The following is a 23597-nucleotide window of genomic DNA, read 5'->3' on the forward strand; positions in this document are numbered from 1 at the left end:
GATTCAGATATCCTTGTTGTTGCGGGTTTTCTCGCGGTGATCCCCTGCGATATAGCTGTACATGGTAGGGACGACAAATAATGTGAATAACGTTCCGACAAGTAAACCCGTTGAGATCACAAGACCGATATCAAAACGGCTGACGGCCCCTGCGCCGCTCGCAATCAATAATGGAAACACGCCAAAGACCATCGCGGCGGTAGTCATAAGAATCGGACGCAGGCGAATGCCGGCCGCTTCTTCCACAGCGGCTCTTCGATCCAGGTTTTTTTCACGTTGCAGTTGATTGGCGAAATCGACGATGAGAATACCGTGTTTGCTGATTAAACCTATCAGGGTAATTAATCCCACCTGGGTATAAATGTTGATGGATGCCGCTCCGAGGTTGAGTGGAATCAACGCGCCGCAAATCGACATGGGAACGCTGATCAATACAATAAGGGGGTCTTTGAAGCTTTCATACTGGGCGGACAGTACCAGAAAAATGACGATAATAGCCAGGAAAAAAGCGAAGATAAGGGCGGTTCCTTCCTGAACATACTGTCTGGACTGCCCGCCGTAGTCGTAAGTAAACCCTTTGGGGAGCAGTGTGTTTGCCTGTTCCTGCAGATAGGCAATGCCTTGCCCCAACGTTGTGCCTGGCATCATCACGCCCTGGATCGTTGCCGAGTTAAGTTGCTGGAAATGGGATATGGCATTAGGTTGTGTCTTTTCTTTAGGTGTAACTACGGTGGATAGCGGTACCATAGTGCCGTTGGCCGTCTTGACATAAATCTGGCCTAATTGCCGGGGATTGAGACGAAACCGTCTTTCCAGTTGTGGAATGACCTGGTAACTCCGCCCCTGCAGGTTGAAATAATTCACATAATTACCGGACAGGGCGCTGGTTAAACTGCTGCCTATGGCCTGCATGTCCAGACCAAGATCGGATGCTTTGGAGCGATTGATTTGAAACTCGACTTCCGGTTGATTGAATTTCAAGCTGTTATCAAGAAAAATAAATAATCCGCTTTTTCGTGCCTCATCGATTAACTTGTTGGAGACTTCAAACAGGGTTTGAAAATCATTGGTTGTTTTGATAACAAATTGAATCGGTGTTCCGCTTCCTCCACCCGGCAGGGGGGGCGGTATGACCGCGAAGGCTTTCAGTCCCGTGACGGCGTCGAGTTTTTTCTGCAGAGGCTCTTTCAGCTGAAACTGGTTTTCACGTTGATCCCATGGTTTAAGAACCATACCTGAAACGGGGCTTTTGGAGTTAATGCTGAAATAATATTGGGTTTCGGGAAAGCTTTGATAGATTTTGTTAAATTCATTGGTAAAGGTTTCCACATAATTCACCGTGGCATATTGCGGCGCGGTCGCCACGACAAAAAAGAAACCCTGATCCTCTTCCGGAGCCGTTTCCGTTTTTGTTGTGCTGTAAAGATAGGGCAGCATCAACAAAACAGCTGCGGCAAAAACCAGCATGATTGCTCTGGTGTTGAGCAGTTGATGCAAGAGACGTTGATAGAAAATTTTCAAGCGGTTAAATTTCTCATCGAGAAATCGCACAAACTTGCTGCTGCCGGCTTCCGAGATCAGGATTTTGGAGCACATCATAGGTGACAGGGTCAGGGCGATGATGCCGGAAATGATGACGGCGGAGGCCAGAGTAAAAGCGAATTCCTTGAATAGCGCGCCGGTAAGACCGCCCATAAATCCAATGGGCGCATAAACTGCGGCCAGGGTAATGGTCATGGCGATGACAGGCAGCGCGATTTCCCTGGCACCGGTAATGGCGGCTTCAAAAGGTGTTTTGCCTTCCTCCAGATGACGGTGCACGTTTTCAACAACGACAATGGCATCATCCACAACCAGTCCGATTGCCAGTACAAAGGCGAGCAAGGTCAGCAGATTAATGGAATATCCTAAAAACAGCATGAATGTACACACCCCAATAAGTGAGAGAGGGATGGTGACGACGGGGATAAGAACGGAGCGAATGGAGCCCAGAAAAAGGAAAATCACGATAATTACAATGGCCGCGGCTTCCACTATGGTTTGAATCACTTCATGAATGGACGCTCGAATAAAATCCGTTGCGTCATAGACGATGGTTCCCGTCAGGCTGGGTGGGAACTCCCTCGTGACCGAGGGCATCATTTTACGTACATTACTGATGACGGTAAGCGGGTTGGCGGTTGGAGTGGGGGTTATCGCGAGAAATACCGCTTTTTTACCGTTAAACGTGACGGACGTATTATAATCCTGCGAGCCCAGAATAACCTTGCCGATATCGCGCAGGCGGATAATGGAATTATTTGAGCTTCGGACAATCAGCTGGCCAAACTCCTCGGCGTTATTCAAGTCGGTTTTGGCAGTCATGTTAATGGCTACGTATTCCCCTTTCGTACTTCCGGCCGCGGTCAGGAAGTTGTTTTTGGCGAGTACGGCAGAGACATCGGCGGGCGAAACTTTCAGAGCCGCCATTTTAATGGGGTCCAGAAATATTCGCATCGAATAGGTCGCTCCGCCGAGAATTTCCGCTTTTGAGACGCCGTCTACGGTTTCCAGTTGAGGTTGTACGACACGCACGGCGTAATCCGTGATCTGCTGGGGCGTCATTTTTGTACTGTCAAGGCTGATGTACATTAACGGGGTAGACGTGTCCGAGCTTTTTACAATAACGGGTTGCTGGGCTTCGGGTGGGAGCTGGTTCAGGGTCTGTTGCACTTTACTCATGACATCGGTAAAAGCGGTTTGCGGATTAAAATTCAGCTTGATGTTCAATGTTATCGTACTGACGCTTTGAGTACTTGACGAGGTCATATAGTCAATGCCTTCGGCACTCGCTACAGCCGATTCCAGCGGTGTGGTAATAAAACCGGCGATCAGATTGGCGTCGGCACCGGGATAGCTGGTGGTAATCGTAATCACGGTATTATCCATGCGTGGAAATTGCCGAATTTGCATGGTGGTCAGGGAATTGAGACCAAAAAGCAAAATCAACAGACTTACTACCGTCGCAAGTACAGGGCGTTTAATGAAAATGTCTGTAAATTTCATGGGTATTCCTGATAACTTTTTTCTTTAATGGCAGCTAGGCTCCGTGAACAAAAATTTTCACAGCTGCAAATGAGGCTAATTGGCGCCATTATGTCTTTGAATTCGTTAAATAGAGCCCGCTATTCGCCTCATTCAAAGACATAATGGCACTCAATTATCCACATTTTCGCTTTGCGAAAAAATTTGTTCACAGAACCTAGGGTTCGTTCAAGCCATTACCATCATTACGCTATTGCCCCAGACTCTTGGGGTCTGTCATATCTTCCAATGTGACGGAGTTATTAATCGTGACACGAGTGCCGTTTTGTAATTTAAGTTCTCCGGAACTCACAACCATCTGACCTTCGGTGACGCCATGCGTAATTATCGTATTGTTACCTTCCTGTTCGCCGGTCGCCACAAAAACCCGTTTGACATAGAGAATATCCTTGCCGTCTTTATCTTTTTTACCGTCCTTGTCTTTTTCAATAACAAACACGGAATTGCCATAGAGGCTATAGGAAATAGCCGTCGAAGGCAGCACGATAACGTCGGGTATGCTGGGTTGTTCAATGGCAATGGAGGCAAACATGCCCGGGATAAAAACGAAACGGGAGACATGATTTTGAGTATTCTTCTCACTGTTGCAGGTAACAACGGATTTTTGGGTGTCCTTATCCTTTCGTAGTGTAATCAAATCCGATTTCACAGGCTTTTTAAGCGCTTCCGATGGACAGTTAGGCAAGGTGGCCTGAACAAGGATGTTATGGGTATTGGGATCCACCTTGGAATTAATGGCGGTTATTTTTCCCGTAAATACCGTGTCGTTAAATTCCTCAACCTGAAATTGCAGGGACTGGCCGATATGCAGACGTTTATACAGCTGCTCGGGCAGATAGAATTCCAGATACAGGGGGTCAAGGGATTGCAGGCTGACTATCGCGGTTTGTCCGGGTGTGACGTATTGGCCCAGATTGACCTGTCTAATGCCCAGGCGTCCTGAAAAGGGAGCTACAATGTGTTTTTGCTTGATTTCCGCCCGGGTTTTTTCGACATTGGCCTGGGCCTTTTCGAGATTGGCTTTGGCTTCATCAACATTTGACAGGGGGGCTGCTCCGCGTTTTTTCAAATCGACCTGGCGTTGGTAACTGATTTCCTTCAGGGTTAATTCGGCCTTGTTAAACTTGAGCGTTGCCTGTTGTACATCGTCTTCAATATCAATGAGGGGTTTGTCTTTTTCAACGTATTGTCCCGAGTCAAAGTGAATTTTGACAACGTTCCCGGACGCTTCCGAATTCACATCGACGCCATTGATGGCAACAAAATTTCCCACCGCTTCGATATGAGGTTTCCAATCCATTTTGACCGCGGTTACCGAAGACACGCTCACGGCGGACGGTTCGTAGTTTTTAAAAAACTGCTTGATCATGACGCCCTTGAACAAGTTAAACGCGATGATACCTCCAAACACAACGATGAGTGCGAGTATCATAAGTGTCATGCGTTTTTTCATGCCTAATCCTCATAAGAACGAATTATTCAAGCCCGTTTCCAGGCGTTATCAGCGAGAAGATTTTCAGGAAACAATCATACCAGGCGTGTTTTTAAAGTTATCGCCGGGCTGCAAAAGCAATAAATTGGTCTAAATTTATGCTTAACCTCGTTAAATAGTCTTGCTATTCGCCTCGGTTGACCATAAATTTACCCTCAATTTCTTGCTTTTTCGCTCCCGGCGAAACTTTAAAAACACGCCCTTGCCATGAAAGATTTTGCTTCCACATTGGCATTATGTCGGCGTGATTCTGAAAATATAAAGAACAATTCTCTCTTTAAGAGAGGGAAATGGCAAGAGAATTGAATCATAAGAGTGGTTTCAGTGCGCCGACATTTGAGCATTAAAAAAACCTGTTGACTAAATAGAACGCTTTGTTAACATTTGCTCTCCTATCCAATGAATGGAGTTATCATGAAGTTAAAATCGTTGTTGTTTGTCTGTTGTTTGGGTTTGTTGTCCGCCGCGTTTGCCGACAATCGCCATATACATCCGCAGGCGAAGGAGAAAGATGTCAAATCTTCCGTTAAAAATGCGATGTACCCCAATTACTGCGAAATTGAAATCATTAACGACAGTTACGACGGCGTGAACGTTTACGGGCGTTTTGACGATGGCAGCTATCTCGATGCGTTCAGCATCAGACGGTATGAAGCACCTCATTACATCAGTCTTTACTACTATGGCTATTGTCATTCCTGGATGAATATTTACATCGACACATTTAGTGGTTACCACGTATATTCCGGTTATACCCCTGTGAACAGTACAATCCGCATCGTTCCCTATCTGAAAAATCAGTTGAAAGCGGAAGTGACATCCAAATAAGACAAGAACAATACAACAGGCTATGGAAGGGCGCGGTTTTGATAAATCGTGCCTTTTTCTTTTTTAACAAAGGGCAACAGCTCGCGGAATCAAGAGGTTACTATGAAGCGCTCATCTCTGTTTATGTTATTGTTGTTACCGGCATTGAGTGCCTGCAGCATAGAAGATGATTATTACATGAACGATTACCGTGATTATCCTCGTGCCGGTGTTCGCGTAGAAAAATCTCGACCAACCTCGCGGCATTATTATGAAAGCTCACCGGACAACCATCATAGCCATCGCAATACGAACAGACGGTATCATAGCCATGATCATAGTAGCACCATAACCCGGGAAAGCAGACAGCAACATGCCCATCCCAGCCAGGCTGCGCCCCGCACACACGGGCATTACAGTGAGGAGAAACCCGAAGTACAGGCGCCTGTAAATTCGAATAATCATGTTCATGGTCATGAGTAAGACTCTGTGTTACCCTTTGGTGTTTAACGGGAGGATTCATGATTAAAATCGTCAAGTTGATGCTGATATCTTTCTCTGTGTGCATTATAATTGCCTGTGCCGCGACACCCGCCCGTGAAAGTGCCGGGGAATATCTTGACAGTTCTACCGTGACCGCAAAGGTCAAGGCCAGCCTGATTGATAAATTGGGAACGGCCGGATTTTCCATTCAGGTCAAGACATTTAAGGATGAAGTACAGTTAAGTGGTTTTGTAAATACCCCGCGTGTCAAAGAGAGAGCGACCGGTATTGCCGGAAACGTTCAGGGCGTCAAGCGGGTTCGCAACGATATTATTGTTAAATAACATGTTTCGGAATAAATGGATTGATGCAAAATAGGGTGTAGCCTCTGAATCGGGATATATACTTTCCGAAGCAACGACTATAATTGTTAAACCAACAACGCCTGGAGGAAAACTGATGTATGATAACCGGTTTACGATAGCGGGGTTTGATGACGAACTCTGGCAGGCCATACAAGCTGAAGGCCGACGTCAGGAAGAGCATATTGAGTTAATCGCCTCGGAAAACTATACCAGCCCGAGGGTGTTACAGGCACAAGGCTCGCAGTTAACCAATAAATACGCAGAAGGATATCCAGGCAAGCGTTATTACGGCGGATGCGACTACGTCGATGTCGCGGAAACATTGGCGATTCAACGTGCGAAAAAGCTTTTTGGAGCGGATTACGCCAATGTGCAGCCGCATTCCGGTTCGCAGGCCAACGCTGCGGCCATGATGGCGTTATTGAATCCCGGCGATCTGTTTTTGGGAATGTCCCTTCCGCACGGCGGTCATTTAACGCATGGTTCAAAAGTTAATTTTTCAGGCAAGATATATCAGGCCATGTCTTATGGTCTTAATCCTGATACCGGATTGATTGATTACGACGCTCTGGAAGAAATGGCCGTAACGCACCGGCCAAAACTGATTATTGCCGGTTTTTCCGCTTATTCGCAATTCCTCGACTGGCCGCGATTTCGGGAGATCGCCGACAAGGTTGGCGCGTATCTTATGGCGGATATTGCCCACGTCGCAGGATTAATCGCGGTGGATTTGTATCCTTCTCCCGTTCCGTACGCGGACGTGGTGACGACCACCACCCACAAGACGTTACGAGGGCCGCGAGGCGGAATGATTCTGGCGCGTGCGAATGAGGCGCTTGAAAAGAAACTCAATTCCGCCGTTTTTCCGGGAACCCAGGGCGGGCCGCTCATGCACGTGATAGCCGCCAAGGCAGTCGCTTTTGCGGAAGCGTTGCAGCCGGAATTTAAACAATATCAGCAACAGGTCCTGCTCAATGCCCAGGTTATGGCTGAAGTGTTGATGAGCAGAGGATACCCTGTTGTGTCTGGAGGTACGCAGAATCATCTTATGCTGGTCAATTTAATGGAGAAAAACATCACCGGAAAAGACGCGGACGCGGCCCTGGGGAGAGCGAATATTACCGTGAATAAAAATACGGTTCCCAACGATCCGCAGTCACCATTTGTAACCAGCGGCTTACGATTGGGAACCCCGGCGGTGACAACACGCGGATTCAAGGAGCAGGAAATCAGGCTGTTGTCCGGATGGATCAGCGATATTCTGGATGATATCGATAATGAAAGGGTGATTGGTCAGGTTAAATCCGACGTTCTCCAATTGTGTCAGGAATTTCCGGTGTATCGTTAACCATGTATTGCCCATTTTGTCACGCGGAAGAGACCAAGGTTATTGATTCGCGACTTGTTGCCGATGGCGCTCAAGTCAGGCGAAGAAGACAATGTCTACAGTGCAATGAGCGTTTTACCACGTTTGAAACGGCAGAGCTTGTTATGCCATTGATCATTAAAAGAGATGGTCGGCGTGAAGCGTTCAATCTGGAAAATTTACGATCCGGGATGCAGCGGGCTTTGGAAAAAAGACCGGTCAGTGCGGATGCGCTGGAAGAGGCTGTTGTGGCTATTATGCAGGATGTTCGTCGCGGCGGGGAGCGGGAAATTCAGTCGCGTCAGGTTGGAGAGCTGGTGATGAAACAGCTTTATCGCCTGGATCATGTCGCCTATGTACGGTTTGCTTCCGTATATAAACGTTTTAAAGACGTCAGTGATTTCAGACAAACGATTGATGAAATGAAAGACGATCATTCCTCATGAGGTAATTGTGGATAAACAATCAATTAGCGGTAAAAGACGAGCCCGTAAACTGGTGTTACAGGCTCTGTATCAATGGTCTATGTCCGGCCATGATCTTTATGAAATTGAAGCGCAATTTCGGGTAATCAATAACATGGACAAGGTAGATGGCGAGTATTTCCATCGTCTTTTGCATGGTGTATCTTCTCATCTGCCTGCACTTGAGGAGGGTTTTACCCCATTTCTGGATCGTCCCATTACCAGTCTCAACCCCGTTGAACTGGCTGTTTTGCGCATAGGTGCGTTTGAGTTGACTTATTGTCCTGAAATTCCCTATCGCGTTGTGCTGGATGAATCCATTTCTTTAGCCAGGGAATTTGGATCACAAGACGGCCATCGTTATGTGAATGGTGTTTTAAATAGCCTGGCCAGACAAGTTCGAGCTACCGAAATCCGTATTGAAAATGAATGAATTCACCATCATTGATTCTTTTTTTAGCAAAACAGGAATTGAACGCAAGGACGTGGTGTTTGGCATTGGAGACGACGCAGCCTGCGTGCAGGTTCCGGTTGGACATCAATTATTGATTAGTACGGATACGCTGGTGGCCGATGTACATTTTCTGCGTGACTGGGATCCTTACGATATCGCCTGGAAATCCGTCATGGTCAATGTCAGTGACATTGCCGCTATGGGAGGACAACCTTGCTGGGTCAGTCTTGCTTTAACCATGCCGTTCTGCGATGAATCCTGGTTAACGCGATTTTCAGAAGGTTTGCACGATGCCTTGCGGCAGTTCAATATTATGTTGATTGGAGGCGATACCACCCATGGGCCATTGAGTATCACGCTAACAATTCATGGTTTGATTGAAACCGGGAAATCGGTACGCCGCAATGGTGCTAAACCGGGCGACAAAATCATGGTAACCGGTGAATTGGGTGGTGCCGCCCTGGCTGTGAGTTTGTTAGAAGCAAAAGATATGGATGGCGCGGATCAAAAGATTTTAATGCAAAAGTTGCAGCGTCCCTGTCCTCGGGTTGATTTTGCTTCCGTGTTACGTACCTGTGCCTCTGCGGCCATTGACATCTCCGACGGTTTAAGCGCTGATCTCGCTCATATCTGTGCCCAAAGCCAGGTAGGCGCCTGTCTGGATCTTGCAAAAATTCCTGTACATCCGCTGGTTATTAAATACCAGGGGTACCAGGCCGTAGATTTTGCCCTTGGCGGGGGGGATGATTACGAATTATGTTTTACGCTCCCTGATAACTATGAAAAAACCATGCACGCGTTATTGGAGGAACAGGGTCTGGTTTGTTATTCCATTGGTATCATTGTGGAGGGAAAAGGTCTTATGGCTGATAGTGGTGATGGCCGTTTGATTCCATTGTCCCCCAAAGGTTATAGCCATTTTTAAGGAATTATGATGAATACGAATACTCTATCAGACAAAGTCTGGCAAGATCCCTGTTATTTTATCGCTTTTGGTTTCGGTAGTGGTTTAATGCCTGTGGCACCTGGTACCTGGGGTACTCTGGCAGCTATTCCTGTCTATCTCTTAATCGCTTCTTTTCCCCTGGGTTATTATCTGGGATGGTGTTTGCTTGCCTTGCTGTTAGGTATCTGGGTGAGCGACAAGGTGTCTAAGGATTTGGGCGTGCATGATTACGGAGGTATTGTCTGGGATGAGGTGGTGGGTTATCTTCTGACTATGACGGCTGTCCCACTCGGAGTAGTATGGATAATTGCCGGATTTTTATTGTTTCGTCTTTTTGATATCTGGAAGCCACAGCCTATCCGACTGATTGACAGGCACGTCAAGGGGGGATTGGGTATTATGCTTGACGATGTTCTGGCGGCAGTTCCCGCCTGGCTGGTTCTGCAAGGTCTGGTATGGGGATTTGGCAGATGAATGAAAACCATAAAGAATTAATTAGCATTGGTTTGACAATAAGTATTGTCGCCCTGGCTTTGTTTATTGTTCATCGTTTTATCCCATCTATCCTGTGGGCAGCCATTATCACTATTGCGACCTATCCGCTTTATCGGCGATGGAAACGCTTATTTTGGGGAAATGAAAACTGGTCTGCGCTGCTGTTTACCATTCTTTTGGGATTGCTGCTGTTATTGCCTTTAAGCTGGTTAGTCAGCATCCTGGTTAAAGAGTTGCAGTTTTTTATTAACTATCTTCATACGATTAACCGGGTAGGCGGACAGGCGCCTGAAATATTTCATCACATTCCGGGAATCGGCAATGAGTTAATCGCTTACTGGGATTCCAATATCGGTCAGCCGGGGAGTCTTAAATATTTGCTTTCCAATCTGCATCTGAGTTTGACCCCCGCCAGTTATTACATCAAACAGGTCGGCGTCAATCTGGCCCACCGAGGGTTTCAGTTAGGTTTTACCTTGTTAACCCTGTTCTTTTTTTATCGCGATGGGGATAAATTATTTCAGCAAATCAATCATATTGGGGAATATTGCCTGGGGCCGCGATGGTTTCGCTATTCCGACCGTTTGCCCTCTGCTTTGAGATCAACCGTTAATGGCACTATCCTGGTTGGTCTGGGAGTAGGTTTTTTAATGGGTATCGCTTATGTTCTGGTCGGATTTCCAGCGCCAACCTTGCTTGGTTTTATTACGGCGTTTGCCGCGATGATACCGTTTGTCGTCCCTCTCGTGTTTGCAATCGTGGCATTAATTCTTTTGGCTAGCGGAAGTATGGTGGGGGCTATTATCGTGGTGGTATGGGGGACGCTGGTCATGTTTGTCGCCGATCACTTCGTTAAGCCGGTCTTGATAGGAGGCGCCATTCAATTGCCGTTTTTACCGGTACTTTTTGGTATCCTTGGCGGTTTGGAAACACTGGGTATTTTAGGACTGTTCATCGGGCCGATGATCATGGTTTTGTTTATTACGCTTTGGCAGGAGCCGCAAAGAGTATAGGTAAGAAATAAATCAATCTATTGAAAAATTGTACAGAATATGGCATTATAAAAACATCAGAAATGGCTTGTAATTTTGATTTTAACCCATATTTTGATAACAGGTGACACGTAACTCATGCGCGTGACAGTATTTAAGAGGTAGATATGGATAAAAATTGGCCCACAAGAGAGAAAGACATTCACGTTGCTCAATTGATTATGGAGCAATATGCCAGTGAGAAAAACAGTGATTCCCTTGGTTTGTTTGAACTGGTGGTTAATCAGGAAGAAAAACGCATGAACTTTCGCCTGTCGTCCTGGGTTTTGATGATCGCTGAACATTTTAAGTCTGTCTATGGCGCCACACAGGGAGATTTTGTTACTCGTCAGGTTATTACCCACTGTCTGACCCAGGGGCAAACCATACACTGACAGGTTTTGCAGTCAAGAAATGACGTCTGGTATCTGTAATCAGCGAAATGTCAACAGTAGCCCGCAAGGAGGCCTGCGGCCGTATTGCGGGTTTTGAGTTCTGATATTGTACCTAAGTGAATGTTATCCCGCATTCCGGCTTCGCCTTCATGACGGGCTACAGGAAATTATTAGTGCCGTTTCCCTTTCATTTTGACAGGTATGGTTGTCCGGAATACTTAACATATTGTCATCCCCGCGAAGGCGGGGAACCATAATGAATCAAGCATAGAGCCAAATCAAGGATGGTTTCCCGCCTTCGCGGGAATGACAGACATACTGTCGAAATGAAAGAGAAACGGCACCAGGTTCCGTGAACAAAAATTTTCACAGCTGCAAATGCGGCCAATTGGCACCATTTTTTTGCGAAAAGGCGGTAGCCCGTAAGGAGGCCTGCGGCCGTATTGCGGGTTTGATGTGCCAATCAGGAACGTTTTCCCGCATTACGGCTTCGCCTTCATGACGGGCTACAAGACATTATTATTTGGTGTGCAACAATAGTTGCTTTGTTTTCGATTGGAAAAATTCGTTCACGGAACCTAGAAATAAGCAAGGTATTGCTCATACGCCCGCTTGAAATCAGGGCTTTTCTCAAAACGTGCCAGGGCGTTGTTAATTTGCTGCAGTAACTGGGTGTTACCTGGCCGGACTGCAATACCCAAACCAAATCCGAAACTGAAAGGCTTGCCAACTGGTTTGATAATGCCGGAACTTTGGGATTGCCAGTAAAGGGCAGTAGGATTATCCATCAGGGCGAAATCAATGTCTCCATGATAAAGATCTTCAATGAGCGTTTCCAGTTTGCTATAAGTGATGACCTTCGGATTAGTCAGCGCCAGTGAATTTATGATATCGGGAAAAACGGTGTCTTGCTCAACGCCTATCTTACGGTTATTAAGCATGGATAGGGTAAAGTTGTTTTGAGCGGCATGGGCGTTACTGATAAAACGTGATTCACTAATTAAATAAGGATTGGAAAAATTGACCATTTGAGCGCGTTCGGGTGTAATAATGATCGAACCTATGGCAACTTCCGCCTTGCCGCTTTGTACGGTAGGCAGTAATTGTCCGAATGGCATGGCCTGATATTGACAGGTTCGTTTAATTTCCCGGCAGATATATTCCATCATGGAGATATCAAATCCATAAAGCTGGGAGTGGGCGCCCCGCATGTCAAACGGGGGGGCGGATTGATCGACGGCCACTAGTAATGGGGGGCCTTCTGCTTGCAGTGGTGCGGCAAAAAAAATAAATAAACTAAATACCAGACCTGTTATTTTCATCGTGCCAACCCGGTGAATGCTTTGTTCCAATATATTTAGTATAGATGGATCGGGGGGGCTTAGTCGATGATTACCATGGTATTGATATATTTGATCGCCTCAATCATACACACGGTTCATCCGAAAATGATGTTGTTAGGGCTTGTTGACATTTTCTTCGCACCATTTTTTTGCGAAAAGGCAGTAGCCCGTAAGGAGGCCTGCGGCCGTATTGCGGGTTTGATGTGCCAATTAGGGACGTTTTCCCGCATTACGGCTGCGCCTTCATGACGGGCTACAAGACATTATTATTTGTTGTACAACAATTGTTGCCTTGTATTCGATCGGAAAAAAATTGGTTCACAGAACCCGTATTTGTGACTATTCAGGATAAAGCGAGGTTACAGACAAGACCGTGAAAAATATTCCAGCGATACTACAGCCGCGAACCAAATTGTTCCGGAAGCATTTTTCTTCCCTTGAGCATCCTTTGCGCGATGCGGTTGAAACGCTGCTTGTGGTGAGTGATTACGCCTGTCGGCAAACAGAGATACTGAAACAATTGCTTGCTGAAGACGATGGGCTGCAACCTGTGACCAGGGCGATGTACCATCATCTGGCCAATGATCTTGTCGATCAGCCTTACGCGCATTTTGCCAGCGCCTTGCGCCACTTTCGCCACCGCCATTTTTTGCGATTGCTGTTGCGTGAGTTTGCCGGTTTGTCCGATACCCGCGAAACGATGAGATCCTGGTCCGATTGTGCGGACGCCTTGATTCTGAGAGCTATTGATTTTTGTCGCCAGGAAATGGCGGAGCGCTTTGGAACGCCACGTGATCTTTCCGGCGATCGGACACGATTTTATGTTCTTGCCATGGGGAAACTGGGAGGCCGGGAATTAAACTATTCATCGGATGTTGATTTGATTTTTGTCTATACGTCGGCAGGTCACACCGATGGCAGGGACTCCATAACCAACGAACAATATTTTACTAAAATAGCGCAGCGATTTATCCAGCTCCTGCAAAGCAATACGGTGGACGGATTTGTTTTCCGGGTGGATTTGCGTTTGCGTCCCAACGGTGAAAGCGGTGCTTTAGTCAGCACTCTGGCTTCTCTGGAAACGTATTATCAGGAACAGGGACGAGACTGGGAGCGTTACGCGATGGCCAAGGCCCGTGTGATTTGCAGGAGCGAGGACGAACCTTGCGAGTGGTATGATCGCTTGATCGTGCCTTTTGTGTATCGTCGTTATGTTGATTTCAGCGTTATTGAATCTTTACGCAGCATGAAAGCGTTGATTGAGCGGGAAATTCAGTTAAATCCTATGTTAAATGATATCAAACGGGGGCTTGGCGGTATCCGGGAAATTGAATTTATTATCCAGAATATTCAACTCATTAGGGGCGGCCGCTTACCGCAAATCAGACAGCAAAATGCGCTTGCCGCTCTGGAGTCACTTCGTCAGGAAAAACTATTATCCAGAACCGGTGTGTTGAAAGAAGCCTATCTGTTTTTGAGAAAGCTGGAAAATTGTTTACAGAGCGAAAACGATCAGCAAACCCACTCTATCCCCGAAGATCCGGTAAAGCAAGCCCAGCTTGTTTTGGCCATGGACTATCCTGGTTGGGAGAAACTGATGGCGAGACTACAACAGTTTCAGCGTATTATCAGCGCTATGTTTCACACGACCCTGGGACGGGTTGATACTTACGAAGACAGTCATCGTCTTCTTAATAATCAGTTGGCCGGTTTATGGCAGGGTCATATCGAGAGCGCAATGGCCGTTAATCTGTTGTCGAGTATCGGCTATCAGGAACCGGAACGATGTTATCAAATGATACATGCTTTCAGGCATGCTCCGCGTTGCCGTCGTTTAAATCAGGCTGCCAGAATACGCCTGGATCGTTTTATGGTTTTATTGCTTAATGAATTAACCGCGGTTGAGGAAACCGAGTCCGTTTTGCTTCAAGTCATGCGTTTGCTTGAAAATATTGTCGGGCGTAGCGCTTATCTTGCTTTATTATCCGAAAATTCGGCGGCTTTAAGGGAGTTGCTTTACTGGTTCGCCCACAGTCCGTTTATTACGTCCTTACTGGTGAGTCATCCCTTTTTACTGGAGGTTTTGCTGGAGCAGGAAAAACGCTGGCGGCCGCCATCTCGAAAGCAACTGGAGATGCAATTAAGAAAACAACTGGATCATGTCCGTGAACTGGAGTTGCAGGAGGAAATTTTGCGCCAGTTTAAATTGATCAACTGGTTGCAGATAGCGAGAGCGGAGATGGTCGGGCAGGTGGATGCCATAAGAGCCGGGCGATTTCTGGCTGATGTTGCACAAGTGATAGTGATTGAGGTTCTTGGTCAGGCGTGCCGTCATCTTGCTACCCGCTACCCTGAGATTGAAGCGATCAAATCGTCTTTTGCCATGATTGCCTACGGCAAATTGGGAAGCATGGAGATGAACTATAATTCGGATCTGGATCTGGTATTTGTTCATTCCGTTCTTCCTGAGCAGGAGGGCATGGTCAACCGATTAACCCAAAAAATAATACATATGTTAACAACTCGCTCGCAATTCGGATTACTTTATCCGGTGGACACAAGGTTGAGGCCATCTGGTTCGGCCGGATTGCTGGTCAGCCCGCTTGCGGCATTCGTGGACTATCAGCGCACCCAGGCATGGACCTGGGAGCATCAGGCGTTGATTCGCGGGCGGGTTTTGTATGGTGACTCGCGAATTCGAAGATCGTTCAGACAATTAAAAAAAGATGTGTTGGCCATGTCTCGCAACAAACAGGCGGTTCGTGATGAAGTGCTCGCCATGCGTCATAAGATGGCGAAATTTCAGCAAAGTACGAACGGGATCAAACGGGCAACAGGAGGATTGATTGATCTGGAGTTTCTGGTACAGTGTCTGGTGCTTTGTTATCCGCTACCGCGTTTTAATCGCTATACCAATACGCTTAATTTAATGCGGCAACTGGCGGTTGAAAAAATTATTGACGAGCACCAGTTCCATATTCTAAAAAAGGCTTATCAAGCCTACCATCACTCCTTGCACCGCTATGCCCTGATTCCGGGTGATGATGATCCCTCTTCCCGGCAGGAGCACGATGTTCAGGACGAAGTCGCCGCGGTCATTGAATCCGTATATGGGCTACTTGAAGAATGACTATCCCGATGGAGCCGTTCACCGTATAAGTCATAATGATCACTGCCTGTGACAGCGATGTCAATGAAATCACCGGTACGGACGGATTCATCGGGCGGCAGATACACCAGTCCGTCTATTTCAGGCGCGTCACTGTAACTGCGTGCGATAATATGTTCCTCCGTGATGCTGTCTACCAATACGGTTTGATGCGTTCCGACTTTGGCTTGTAGTTTTTGACGGCTGATCTCGGCCTGCACTTCCATGAAGCGATGGAATCGTTCTTCCTTGATCGCTTCGGGAATCGGGTTGGGTAAGTCGTTGGCTTTGGCGCCGTTGACCGGTGAATATTGAAAACAGCCGACGCGATCCAGCTGCGCCGCTTGCAGAAAATCCAGTAATTCGGAAAATTCTTCTTCCGTTTCACCGGGAAAGCCGACGATAAAGGTGGAGCGCAAGGTAATATCCGGACAAATTTCACGCCAGTAAGCAATCCGTGCCAACGTATTTTCACTGCTGGCCGGTCGTTTCATCGCTTTTAACACTCTGGTGCTGGCGTGCTGCAGGGGAATATCCAGATAGGGCAGAATGAGGCCGTCGCGCATTAATGGAATGATGTCGTCGACGTGAGGGTAGGGATAGACATAATGAAGGCGCACCCAGATCCCAAGCTCTCCCAGTTGCTGACATAAATCATAAAAACGGGTTGAGATGGTTTTTCCTTGCCATTCAACGGTCTGGTACCGGGTATCGACGCCATAAGCGCTGGTATCCTGAGAAATAACCAGCAATTCCTGCACGCCAGCGTCTTTCAACCGTTTGGCTTCCGCAAGAACTTGCGTGACTGGATAGCTTTGCAATTTCCCCCTCATGGTGGGAATGATGCAAAAAGTGCATTTCTGGTTGCAGCCTTCCGATATTTTCAGGTAAGCGTAATGACGGGGTGTCAGTTTGATGCCTTGCGGGGGCACGAGTTGCGTGAAAGGATCGGTCGGCGGCGGCAAGTGCCGGTGAACGGCCCTCACTACCTCTTCATAGGCATGGGCTCCGCTGATATGCAGAACATCCGGACAGGCTTCCCGAATCAAATCCGCTTTAGCGCCCAGACAGCCTGTGACGATGACTCGACCGTTTTCCGCCATCGCTTCGCGAATGGTGTCCAGCGATTCCGTGACGGCGGCGTCAATAAATCCACAGGTGTTGACGACGACAACACCGGCATCCTGATAGGTGGAAACCAGTTCATAACCCTGGGCTCGCAACTGGGTGATAATGCGCTCTGAATCCACCAACGCCTTGGGGCATCCCAGACTGACAAACCCGACACGATGATTCATGGATAATACCTCACTTGCCAAACGACGACCGCCTGTCGATATTGTTATTTTGCGGAGTGTAAAAAAAGTGGGCTATTATAAGGCTTTCAGCCGGGTTTTGTCTAATGTCGTTTGGTGGGCTCTTAACAAAAAAATTTGTCATGCCCGCGCAGGCGGGCAGTCATTTTGGGTTTGGCACGGATGCAAGGTGCGCCCGTCATTGTGTTCCGGGTGAAACAAGGTGTAACCCGGACGGTACTGTATCCGGATTATGCTTGCTTTGTCTGATCCAATATTTCTTTCATGGCGTCAATATAGCAAGATTTTCATCACTTTCGATAATCTGCGGAGAAAGAATCATTAAATCGTTTTTCATCACCTTTCAGAGCATTTTCTGCATGCAATAGACTTCTCGTTTTTGAACTAAAAAATCCCTGCTGTAATCCGACATAGCTGATTTTTTGTTTTTTTGAATGTTGATTTAAGGTATTGTAAAGTTCGCTTTCAGGATTTTTAATTTTACTGATCAATTTTTGAGGCGTTAATGAGTCTTTCATTTTAATAATTAGGTTGGAAATAGCTTGTGATTTCTCACCATTTTGAGGCAATCGCTCAAGTGTTGTATGAATTGACCTGGCAATTTCAGACTCTTTTAAATCATCATTTTTTAGTAAAGTCATTGCATAATTAACGGGATATTTTTTTTCCATTAAATCAGGTAGAAATTCAGTGATTTTATCCAGGAAAAAATCAGTCGAGAGATCCGAAGTTTTTGTATATTTTAAACCATATTGTTTTGATAAATTCCTTAACTGATTGCTGTTGTCGGTACTTTCCGAATCGTTGTATTCAACTAGCGTAATTACTGCAGCTTTAGATATCCGTGGCGAGGATAAGATATCTATTTCAGCTTCTAATTTTGATAATGTTTTTTCATCACGACCATCAAATATTATGAAAAATAAATCAGTACCTCTTACAACTTCCTTACCATATCCAACAGACTCTTTACTACCTGGATTATCATCATGTATATCCAAACGGGTTCCATCTTCCATGGTATGATTTTCTACGCCCGAGGATATTTCGGAAATAGAGGTACTAAAGTTAATTCTGGCGATTTTAAATTGCATTTTCAGTACTCCCTGGCGTGCCTGTTTAAGGGCTAGCGCTTAACTAATTGGCCGATTATTTGACGAATATCAAATATAAAGACACATGGATTGGTTATATTCTAGACTATCTTTCTTAAGAAATTATTAATTGAAAACTCTGTGCATACAAGAAACCTCTTGCCAGAACAATTTTCCTTTATACCGGACAAAAAATGAAAAAAAACCGAATTACCATGGCTTGACCACGGTATCTATGGCGTATGACTTACGTGCCAGAACTCCTGGTTACCGTGGTAAAGCCACGGTAACTCGGGAAGGGTAGCAATTTTTTGTCCTGTCCAGAGTGCAAGAAAATAACACCTCGTTTATGGTTTGATAGGGAAGCGTATGAAAGGTGTTATTCAATTTAAAAATTATTTTTCAGCCTGCACCAGATAAATAGACAAGGTAAACCAATACTCGCCCGCATATTTTTCCTGGCATTCTTTTTCATAGACCGCAACCATGGCGTCATTGACGCTGTTGATTTGTTGACTGGATAGTTGGCCTTGAAAAAAAGCAATGCCGTTAACAAATTTACGAAAAATGTCCAGGGAAGGTAAAAGAATTTGGTGTTTTAACCGTTTAATCTCGATCTGTTTAAAAGGAAGCGCGTGTATTTTTTCTTCCAGGTTTTGAAAGTGGCTATAATCAACCGGCGGCTTAAAGTCATTTAAACAGGGAAATTGTCCGGATGCCTTAATGCGATAATAGCTGGTAATAAAAGGATCATCTCCGGAAGGGAATAGCGTTAAAAGTTTTCCGCCGGTTTTTAAGGCTCTATGAATGTTGAGAAAGGCTTTTTCTATGGCAAAAGCACACCACTGCAAACACCAGAATGAGACTACATAGTCAAATTGATTGGTAAATGGCATGGTTAATACGTCGGATTGTTGTAATCTGGCATTAGAGTAATCAGCCATTTCCTGCCGGGCTAATGTCAGCATATTCTCCGAAGCGTCTATTCCTGAAAATTGCCCTTGCGGGATTTTTTCCAGAATTTTTCGGCTAAATGCCCCATTGCCGCAACCAATATCCAGAATACTATCTTGTGGTTTTATTTCCAGGTCATTCAAATAGGGTGTTGCAATGCTGGCTTGAATATAGGAACCAATCGCATAATCATGGGCTGGCCACTCTTGTTTTGTCATTTTAGTATCTCCTTATGCCCATGGCCTATCAGGGATTAAAGTCTGTCCCGGTCATTCGCATCGTTTAATTCAGCGTGTTATCCAATTTTTGCAGTTTCTGCAGAAACTCTTCTGCGGACACCTCTCCGACAAGGCGATGACCGGCTAACTCCTTGCCTTCCTGATTAAAAAACAGAAAGGTGGGAGGGGCAACCACGTTATATTTGCGCAATAAGGCTTTTTCTTCCTTGTTGTTGGCGGTGACATCCACTTTGACCACTACAAAATGCTTCAAGGCGTTTTCAACCTGGGGATCACGAAACGTCGTTTCTTCCATAATTTTGCAGGAAGTGCACCAATCCGCGTAAAAATCCAGCATAACCGGTTGTCCCTTTGCTTCTCTGAGCGCTTCCTGGACGCCTTGAACGCTGGTAACCGTCTGATGACTGACCGTAGTGGACATACTTGCCGGATATCGAAATCCGGCCAGAGGTTGCAGGGGATTTTTAGCGCCCATGCTGGCGCCTATCAGAATCAGTAATCCATACGTAAAAAGAAGGATCCCGCCTCCCCGGCAAAATTTTTCCTGACTGGAATGAGCCGGATTGAGCGCCCCGAGAAAGAGTCCCGAAAAAACAAGTAAAGCGGCCCAAAGTCCCATGATGATTGGTGTCGGTAACACCCTGTCCAACAGATAAATGGCGACAGCCAGGAGCAACACACCAAAAAATGATTTGACCGCGTTCATCCAGGCACCGGCTTTGGGGAGCCATTTTCCGGCAGACGTTCCGATAAGCAAAAGAGGAACGCCCATGCCCAATCCCAGGAAAAACAAGGCCAGGACACCTAATGCCACATTGCCGCTATGGGCGATATAGCCCAGCGCGCCTATCAGGGGTGCTGTGACGCATGGCGATAAAATTAATGTCGACAAACATCCCATTAACGCGGCGCCAATATAATGTCCGTTGGCCTGATGGCGGCTTACGGAAGCCAGTTTCGCTTGCCAGGATACCGGCAGGCGCAACTCGAAAAAGCCAAACATGGATAACGAGAGGAGAACAAACAGAAGGCTGAAAAGAACGAGTATGGGCGGAGATTGCATCGCTATTTGCAGATTGTTGCCCAATAAAGCGACTACTGCCCCGACGAGCGCGTAAGTACAGGACATGCCCAGTACATAACTTATGGACAACAGAAAAGCCTTGCGTGTTGACATCGTATCACTATGGCCCACGATGATGCCGGATAGAACCGGAACCATGGGCAGGACACAAGGCGTGAAAGAAAGGAGCAACCCAAATCCAAAAAAACTTAAAATGACCATAGTCCAGTGACTATGTTGAAATACCGATTCTATGTCATCACCGGATTTTTCCGCGACAGGTTCGGGGGGGAGTGGTACGTCTTTTTCCAAACTGGCCTCGGTCAATGCCAGTTTGTTGTTGATGGTTAATTTGATAATGCGGGTTTCCGGCGGATAACAAAACCCGTCGTCCGCGCAACCCTGGTAATGTAAGGTGATCAGAGACTCGCCGGGTTCCTTGCCTAGAATAGCGACCGGCAGCTTCAGATTGCCACGATAAACGCTGTAAGTTCGGCCTTGTTGATCAATTTTGGCCTGGGGTTTCGGAAAACGAAGGGTTCCTATTTGCACATTGCTGTCTTTTGCTTCGTCAAGACTGATACGGTCACTGTATAGAAAAAATCCGGGTTTCACCTGCCAGGAGATAACAAACGTATTAGGGTCGACTGTTTTGACAGACACTTGAAAGACTTCATTGGCAGGGGGGGGCGTTGCCTGTCCCGGCAACGACACCAGCGTCAGGATAAGCAACAGGAACCATTTTTTCATGAACTACCCGCGAAATGACCAGAGTTGCCTTGCATTGTAGAGCCTGCCATAAAAAAACCAAAATTTTTTTTAATTTACCCTTGAAAGCGCTTCAGTCATCCCCATATGCCAGTCATCGACACACATTGTGGACGCAATGTATGTCATACCTTCAGAGATAGTTCTGAAAATTAATAGGTGATTAACCAAACCAGGAGAAAACAAGTATGAAAATTCGTCCTTTACACGATCGTGTTGTTGTTCGTCGTATGGAAGAAGAAAAGACTTCAGCCGGCGGGATTTTAATTCCAGACAGCGCTACTGAAAAACCGATGCGTGGCGAAATCGTTGCTGTCGGGGCAGGCAAAATATTGGATAACGGTGATGTTCGCGCTCTGGCCGTAAAAGTCGGTGATGTCGTCCTGTTCGGTAAATATTCTGGCACTGAAGTGAAATTAAGTGGGCAAGAATTGGTTGTGATGCGTGAAGACGACATCATGGGTGTGATTGAGAAGTAATCTAACAAGATTAAGGAGATTTAAAGATGGCTAAAGAATTACGTTTTGGCGACAGTGCTCGCCAGGAAATGTTGGCAGGGGTTAACGCGTTAGCGGACGCGGTACAGGTAACCATGGGTCCGCGCGGACGTAACGTGGTACTGGAAAAATCCTTTGGTGCCCCGACGGTTACCAAAGATGGTGTGTCTGTTGCCAAGGAAATCGAGTTTGAACAGCGTTTCAAAAACATGGGCGCTCAAATGGTTAAGGAAGTCGCTTCCAAAACATCCGATACGGCCGGTGATGGTACAACCACCGCTACCGTGTTGGCGCGCGCTATTTTAGTGGAAGGTCACAAGGCTGTTGCCGCCGGCATGAATCCTATGGATCTGAAACGTGGTATTGATAAAGCGGTTCTGGCTGTCACCAAGCATCTGCAATCCTTGTCCAAGCCATGCAAAGACGGCAAAGCCATTGCGCAAGTAGGTACTATTTCCGCAAACTCCGACGAAGCTATCGGTGCCATCATTGCCGAAGCGATGGAAAAAGTAGGTAAGGAAGGGGTTATTACGGTTGAAGACGGCAATGGTCTTGAGAATGAATTATCTGTGGTTGAAGGTATGCAATTTGACCGTGGTTATATTTCTCCATACTTCATCAACAACCAGCAAAACATGAGTGCGGAACTTGAAAACCCGTTCATTCTGCTGGTGGATAAAAAAATATCCAGCATCCGCGATATGTTATCCGTTCTGGAAGGTGTCGCCAAATCAGGACGTCCGTTGCTGATTATCGCAGAAGACGTTGAAGGCGAAGCGCTGGCAACTCTGGTTGTTAACAACATGCGCGGTATTGTCAAGGTTTGTGCCGTTAAAGCACCTGGTTTCGGTGACCGTCGTAAAGCCATGCTGCAGGATATCGCAATCCTGACCAGTGGCCAGGTTATTTCCGAAGAAGTGGGCAAGAGTCTTGAGAGTGCTTCTCTTGAAGATCTGGGTACTGCAAAACGTGTCGTTGTCACCAAGGAAAACACCACTATTATTGATGGTGAAGGCAAAGCGGCTGACATTAACGCCCGCATTACTCAAATCCGTGCGCAAATGGAAGAAACCACGTCTGATTATGATCGTGAGAAATTACAGGAGCGTGTCGCTAAACTGGCTGGTGGTGTAGCTGTCATCAAAGTGGGTGCTGCCACGGAAGTTGAAATGAAGGAAAAGAAAGCCCGTGTTGAAGACGCGCTGCATGCTACTCGCGCCGCCGTGGAAGAAGGCATCGTTGCCGGTGGTGGTGTTGCTTTGATTCGCGCTCAAAAAGCGCTGGATAACCTGAAAGGTGACAACCACGATCAGGATATGGGTATCAACATCCTGCGTCGGGCCATTGAATCACCTCTGCGTCAGATCGTTGAAAATGCCGGTTACGAAGCTTCCGTGATCGTAAACCGCATTGCCGAAAACAAGGATAACTTTGGTTTCAACGCGTCTACCGGTGAATATGGCGATATGGTTGAATTAGGTATTCTTGATCCAACCAAGGTCACCCGTACGGCTCTGCAAAATGCGGCTTCTGTTGCCAGCTTGATGCTGACTACCGAGTGTATGGTAGCCGATTTGCCTAAGAAAGACGAAGGTATGGCCGGTGCCGGCGATATGGGCGGCATGGGCGGTATGGGCGGTATGGGCATGATGTAAGCCCTCCGTTCATCCGGACTTGAAAACCCGCCTTTTGGCGGGTTTTTTTATTGGGCTTTGTTTTGGTTCACGGAACCTAGGCTCCGTGCACCAATTTTTTTCCGATCAAAACCAAGGCAACTATTGTTGCACAACAAA

At 46.6% G+C, this 23597-nt stretch carries 20 protein-coding genes; 13 read left to right on the plus strand and 7 right to left on the minus strand.

The window, feature by feature from the left end:
• Positions 1 to 3 precede the first annotated feature (3 nt).
• Positions 4 to 3045 carry an efflux RND transporter permease subunit gene (locus CKW05_RS04685; protein ID WP_058484532.1) on the minus strand — a complete coding sequence of 1014 codons (3042 nt, stop codon included), beginning with the start codon at positions 3043 to 3045 and terminating at the stop codon, positions 4 to 6.
• A gap of 229 nt (positions 3046 to 3274) precedes the next feature.
• Positions 3275 to 4537 carry an efflux RND transporter periplasmic adaptor subunit gene (locus CKW05_RS04690; protein ID WP_058484531.1) on the minus strand — a complete coding sequence of 421 codons (1263 nt, stop codon included), beginning with the start codon at positions 4535 to 4537 and terminating at the stop codon, positions 3275 to 3277.
• Positions 4538 to 4990: 453 nt separating this feature from the next.
• Between CKW05_RS04690 and CKW05_RS04695 the strand changes: the two genes are divergently transcribed.
• The 10 genes from CKW05_RS04695 to CKW05_RS04740 all read left to right on the plus strand — a co-directional run bounded on the left by CKW05_RS04695 (position 4991) and on the right by CKW05_RS04740 (position 11382).
• Positions 4991 to 5404 (plus strand): hypothetical protein, encoded by a 414-nt coding sequence (locus tag CKW05_RS04695; RefSeq protein WP_058484530.1) that lies wholly within the window; start codon positions 4991 to 4993, stop codon positions 5402 to 5404.
• A gap of 102 nt (positions 5405 to 5506) precedes the next feature.
• Positions 5507 to 5866 carry a hypothetical protein gene (locus CKW05_RS04700; RefSeq protein ID WP_058484529.1) on the plus strand — a complete coding sequence of 120 codons (360 nt, stop codon included), beginning with the start codon at positions 5507 to 5509 and terminating at the stop codon, positions 5864 to 5866.
• A 38-nt stretch (positions 5867 to 5904) separates the two neighbouring features.
• The gene (locus CKW05_RS04705; protein ID WP_058484528.1) at positions 5905 to 6210 is read left to right on the plus strand and encodes a BON domain-containing protein; all 306 of its coding nucleotides are present in this window, start codon (positions 5905 to 5907) and stop codon (positions 6208 to 6210) included.
• Between the two features lie 115 nt (positions 6211 to 6325).
• On the plus strand, positions 6326 to 7579 hold the full coding sequence (gene glyA / locus CKW05_RS04710) for a serine hydroxymethyltransferase (protein ID WP_058484527.1): 1254 nt from the start codon (positions 6326 to 6328) through the stop codon (positions 7577 to 7579).
• 2 nt (positions 7580 to 7581) lie between these two features.
• Complete coding sequence (nrdR, locus tag CKW05_RS04715) at positions 7582 to 8043, plus strand: transcriptional regulator NrdR (protein ID WP_058484526.1); 462 nt, start codon at positions 7582 to 7584, stop codon at positions 8041 to 8043.
• A 7-nt stretch (positions 8044 to 8050) separates the two neighbouring features.
• On the plus strand, positions 8051 to 8494 hold the full coding sequence (nusB, locus tag CKW05_RS04720) for a transcription antitermination factor NusB (protein WP_058484525.1): 444 nt from the start codon (positions 8051 to 8053) through the stop codon (positions 8492 to 8494).
• A complete protein-coding gene (gene thiL, locus CKW05_RS04725; protein ID WP_058484524.1) occupies positions 8487 to 9440 on the plus strand; it encodes a thiamine-phosphate kinase in 954 nt (317 codons plus the stop codon). Before nusB ends, thiL begins: the two co-directional genes overlap by 8 nt.
• Before the next feature lie 9 nt (positions 9441 to 9449).
• Entirely contained in the window at positions 9450 to 9935 is a 486-nt protein-coding gene (locus CKW05_RS04730; RefSeq protein ID WP_058484523.1) for a phosphatidylglycerophosphatase A family protein, read from the plus strand.
• Positions 9932 to 10969: an AI-2E family transporter gene (locus tag CKW05_RS04735; protein ID WP_058484522.1), complete on the plus strand. Its 1038-nt coding sequence runs from the start codon at positions 9932 to 9934 to the stop codon at positions 10967 to 10969. Before CKW05_RS04730 ends, CKW05_RS04735 begins: the two co-directional genes overlap by 4 nt.
• A 146-nt stretch (positions 10970 to 11115) precedes the next feature.
• Positions 11116 to 11382, plus strand: a complete 267-nt coding sequence (locus CKW05_RS04740) for a hypothetical protein (protein WP_058484521.1) — start codon at positions 11116 to 11118, stop codon at positions 11380 to 11382.
• 578 nt (positions 11383 to 11960) lie between these two features.
• Here CKW05_RS04740 and CKW05_RS04745 read toward each other — a convergent pair.
• Entirely contained in the window at positions 11961 to 12704 is a 744-nt protein-coding gene (locus tag CKW05_RS04745; RefSeq protein ID WP_058484520.1) for a transporter substrate-binding domain-containing protein, read from the minus strand.
• A 394-nt stretch (positions 12705 to 13098) separates the two neighbouring features.
• Here CKW05_RS04745 and glnE point away from each other — a divergent pair, with 394 nt between their 5' ends.
• Positions 13099 to 15855, plus strand: coding sequence for a bifunctional [glutamate--ammonia ligase]-adenylyl-L-tyrosine phosphorylase/[glutamate--ammonia-ligase] adenylyltransferase (gene glnE / locus CKW05_RS04755; RefSeq protein ID WP_058484518.1), 2757 nt, complete (start codon positions 13099 to 13101; stop codon positions 15853 to 15855).
• Here the strand turns inward: glnE and rimO are convergent.
• The 4 genes from rimO to dsbD form a co-directional block, all read right to left on the minus strand.
• Positions 15801 to 17171, minus strand: a complete 1371-nt coding sequence (gene rimO, locus CKW05_RS04760) for a 30S ribosomal protein S12 methylthiotransferase RimO (RefSeq protein WP_058484517.1) — start codon at positions 17169 to 17171, stop codon at positions 15801 to 15803. The two genes, glnE and rimO, sit on opposite strands and share 55 nt — an antisense overlap.
• 308 nt (positions 17172 to 17479) lie before the next feature.
• Complete coding sequence (locus tag CKW05_RS04770) at positions 17480 to 18283, minus strand: hypothetical protein (RefSeq protein WP_058484515.1); 804 nt, start codon at positions 18281 to 18283, stop codon at positions 17480 to 17482.
• Between the two features lie 395 nt (positions 18284 to 18678).
• Positions 18679 to 19455: a class I SAM-dependent methyltransferase gene (locus CKW05_RS04775; RefSeq protein ID WP_058484514.1), complete on the minus strand. Its 777-nt coding sequence runs from the start codon at positions 19453 to 19455 to the stop codon at positions 18679 to 18681.
• Between the two features lie 64 nt (positions 19456 to 19519).
• Positions 19520 to 21289: a protein-disulfide reductase DsbD gene (dsbD, locus tag CKW05_RS04780; protein ID WP_058484513.1), complete on the minus strand. Its 1770-nt coding sequence runs from the start codon at positions 21287 to 21289 to the stop codon at positions 19520 to 19522.
• Positions 21290 to 21495: 206 nt separating this feature from the next.
• Between dsbD and groES the strand changes: the two genes are divergently transcribed.
• Together groES and groL are read left to right on the plus strand one after the other, a co-directional pair.
• Positions 21496 to 21786, plus strand: a complete 291-nt coding sequence (groES, locus tag CKW05_RS04785) for a co-chaperone GroES (protein WP_058484512.1) — start codon at positions 21496 to 21498, stop codon at positions 21784 to 21786.
• A 26-nt stretch (positions 21787 to 21812) separates the two neighbouring features.
• Complete coding sequence (groL, locus tag CKW05_RS04790) at positions 21813 to 23459, plus strand: chaperonin GroEL (RefSeq protein ID WP_058484511.1); 1647 nt, start codon at positions 21813 to 21815, stop codon at positions 23457 to 23459.
• Positions 23460 to 23597 lie beyond the last annotated feature (138 nt).

It is taken from the genome of Legionella spiritensis (assembly GCF_900186965.1).
Lineage (GTDB): Bacteria > Pseudomonadota > Gammaproteobacteria > Legionellales > Legionellaceae > Legionella_C > Legionella_C spiritensis.

Bases quoted from the DNA above. Each gene is read 5' to 3' on its own strand.
- CKW05_RS04685 (WP_058484532.1), bottom strand. From the start codon at position 3,045: ATGAAATTTACAGACATTTTCATTAAACGCCCTGTACTTGCGACGGTA.
- CKW05_RS04690 (WP_058484531.1), bottom strand. From the start codon at position 4,537: ATGAAAAAACGCATGACACTTATGATACTCGCACTCATCGTTGTGTTT.
- CKW05_RS04695 (WP_058484530.1), top strand. From the start codon at position 4,991: ATGAAGTTAAAATCGTTGTTGTTTGTCTGTTGTTTGGGTTTGTTGTCC.
- CKW05_RS04700 (WP_058484529.1), top strand. From the start codon at position 5,507: ATGAAGCGCTCATCTCTGTTTATGTTATTGTTGTTACCGGCATTGAGT.
- CKW05_RS04705 (WP_058484528.1), top strand. From the start codon at position 5,905: ATGATTAAAATCGTCAAGTTGATGCTGATATCTTTCTCTGTGTGCATT.
- glyA (WP_058484527.1), top strand. From the start codon at position 6,326: ATGTATGATAACCGGTTTACGATAGCGGGGTTTGATGACGAACTCTGG.
- nrdR (WP_058484526.1), top strand. From the start codon at position 7,582: ATGTATTGCCCATTTTGTCACGCGGAAGAGACCAAGGTTATTGATTCG.
- thiL (WP_058484524.1), top strand. From the start codon at position 8,487: ATGAATGAATTCACCATCATTGATTCTTTTTTTAGCAAAACAGGAATT.
- CKW05_RS04730 (WP_058484523.1), top strand. From the start codon at position 9,450: ATGAATACGAATACTCTATCAGACAAAGTCTGGCAAGATCCCTGTTAT.
- CKW05_RS04735 (WP_058484522.1), top strand. From the start codon at position 9,932: ATGAATGAAAACCATAAAGAATTAATTAGCATTGGTTTGACAATAAGT.
- CKW05_RS04740 (WP_058484521.1), top strand. From the start codon at position 11,116: ATGGATAAAAATTGGCCCACAAGAGAGAAAGACATTCACGTTGCTCAA.
- CKW05_RS04745 (WP_058484520.1), bottom strand. From the start codon at position 12,704: ATGAAAATAACAGGTCTGGTATTTAGTTTATTTATTTTTTTTGCCGCA.
- rimO (WP_058484517.1), bottom strand. From the start codon at position 17,171: ATGAATCATCGTGTCGGGTTTGTCAGTCTGGGATGCCCCAAGGCGTTG.
- CKW05_RS04770 (WP_058484515.1), bottom strand. From the start codon at position 18,283: ATGCAATTTAAAATCGCCAGAATTAACTTTAGTACCTCTATTTCCGAA.
- CKW05_RS04775 (WP_058484514.1), bottom strand. From the start codon at position 19,455: ATGACAAAACAAGAGTGGCCAGCCCATGATTATGCGATTGGTTCCTAT.
- dsbD (WP_058484513.1), bottom strand. From the start codon at position 21,289: ATGAAAAAATGGTTCCTGTTGCTTATCCTGACGCTGGTGTCGTTGCCG.
- groES (WP_058484512.1), top strand. From the start codon at position 21,496: ATGAAAATTCGTCCTTTACACGATCGTGTTGTTGTTCGTCGTATGGAA.
- groL (WP_058484511.1), top strand. From the start codon at position 21,813: ATGGCTAAAGAATTACGTTTTGGCGACAGTGCTCGCCAGGAAATGTTG.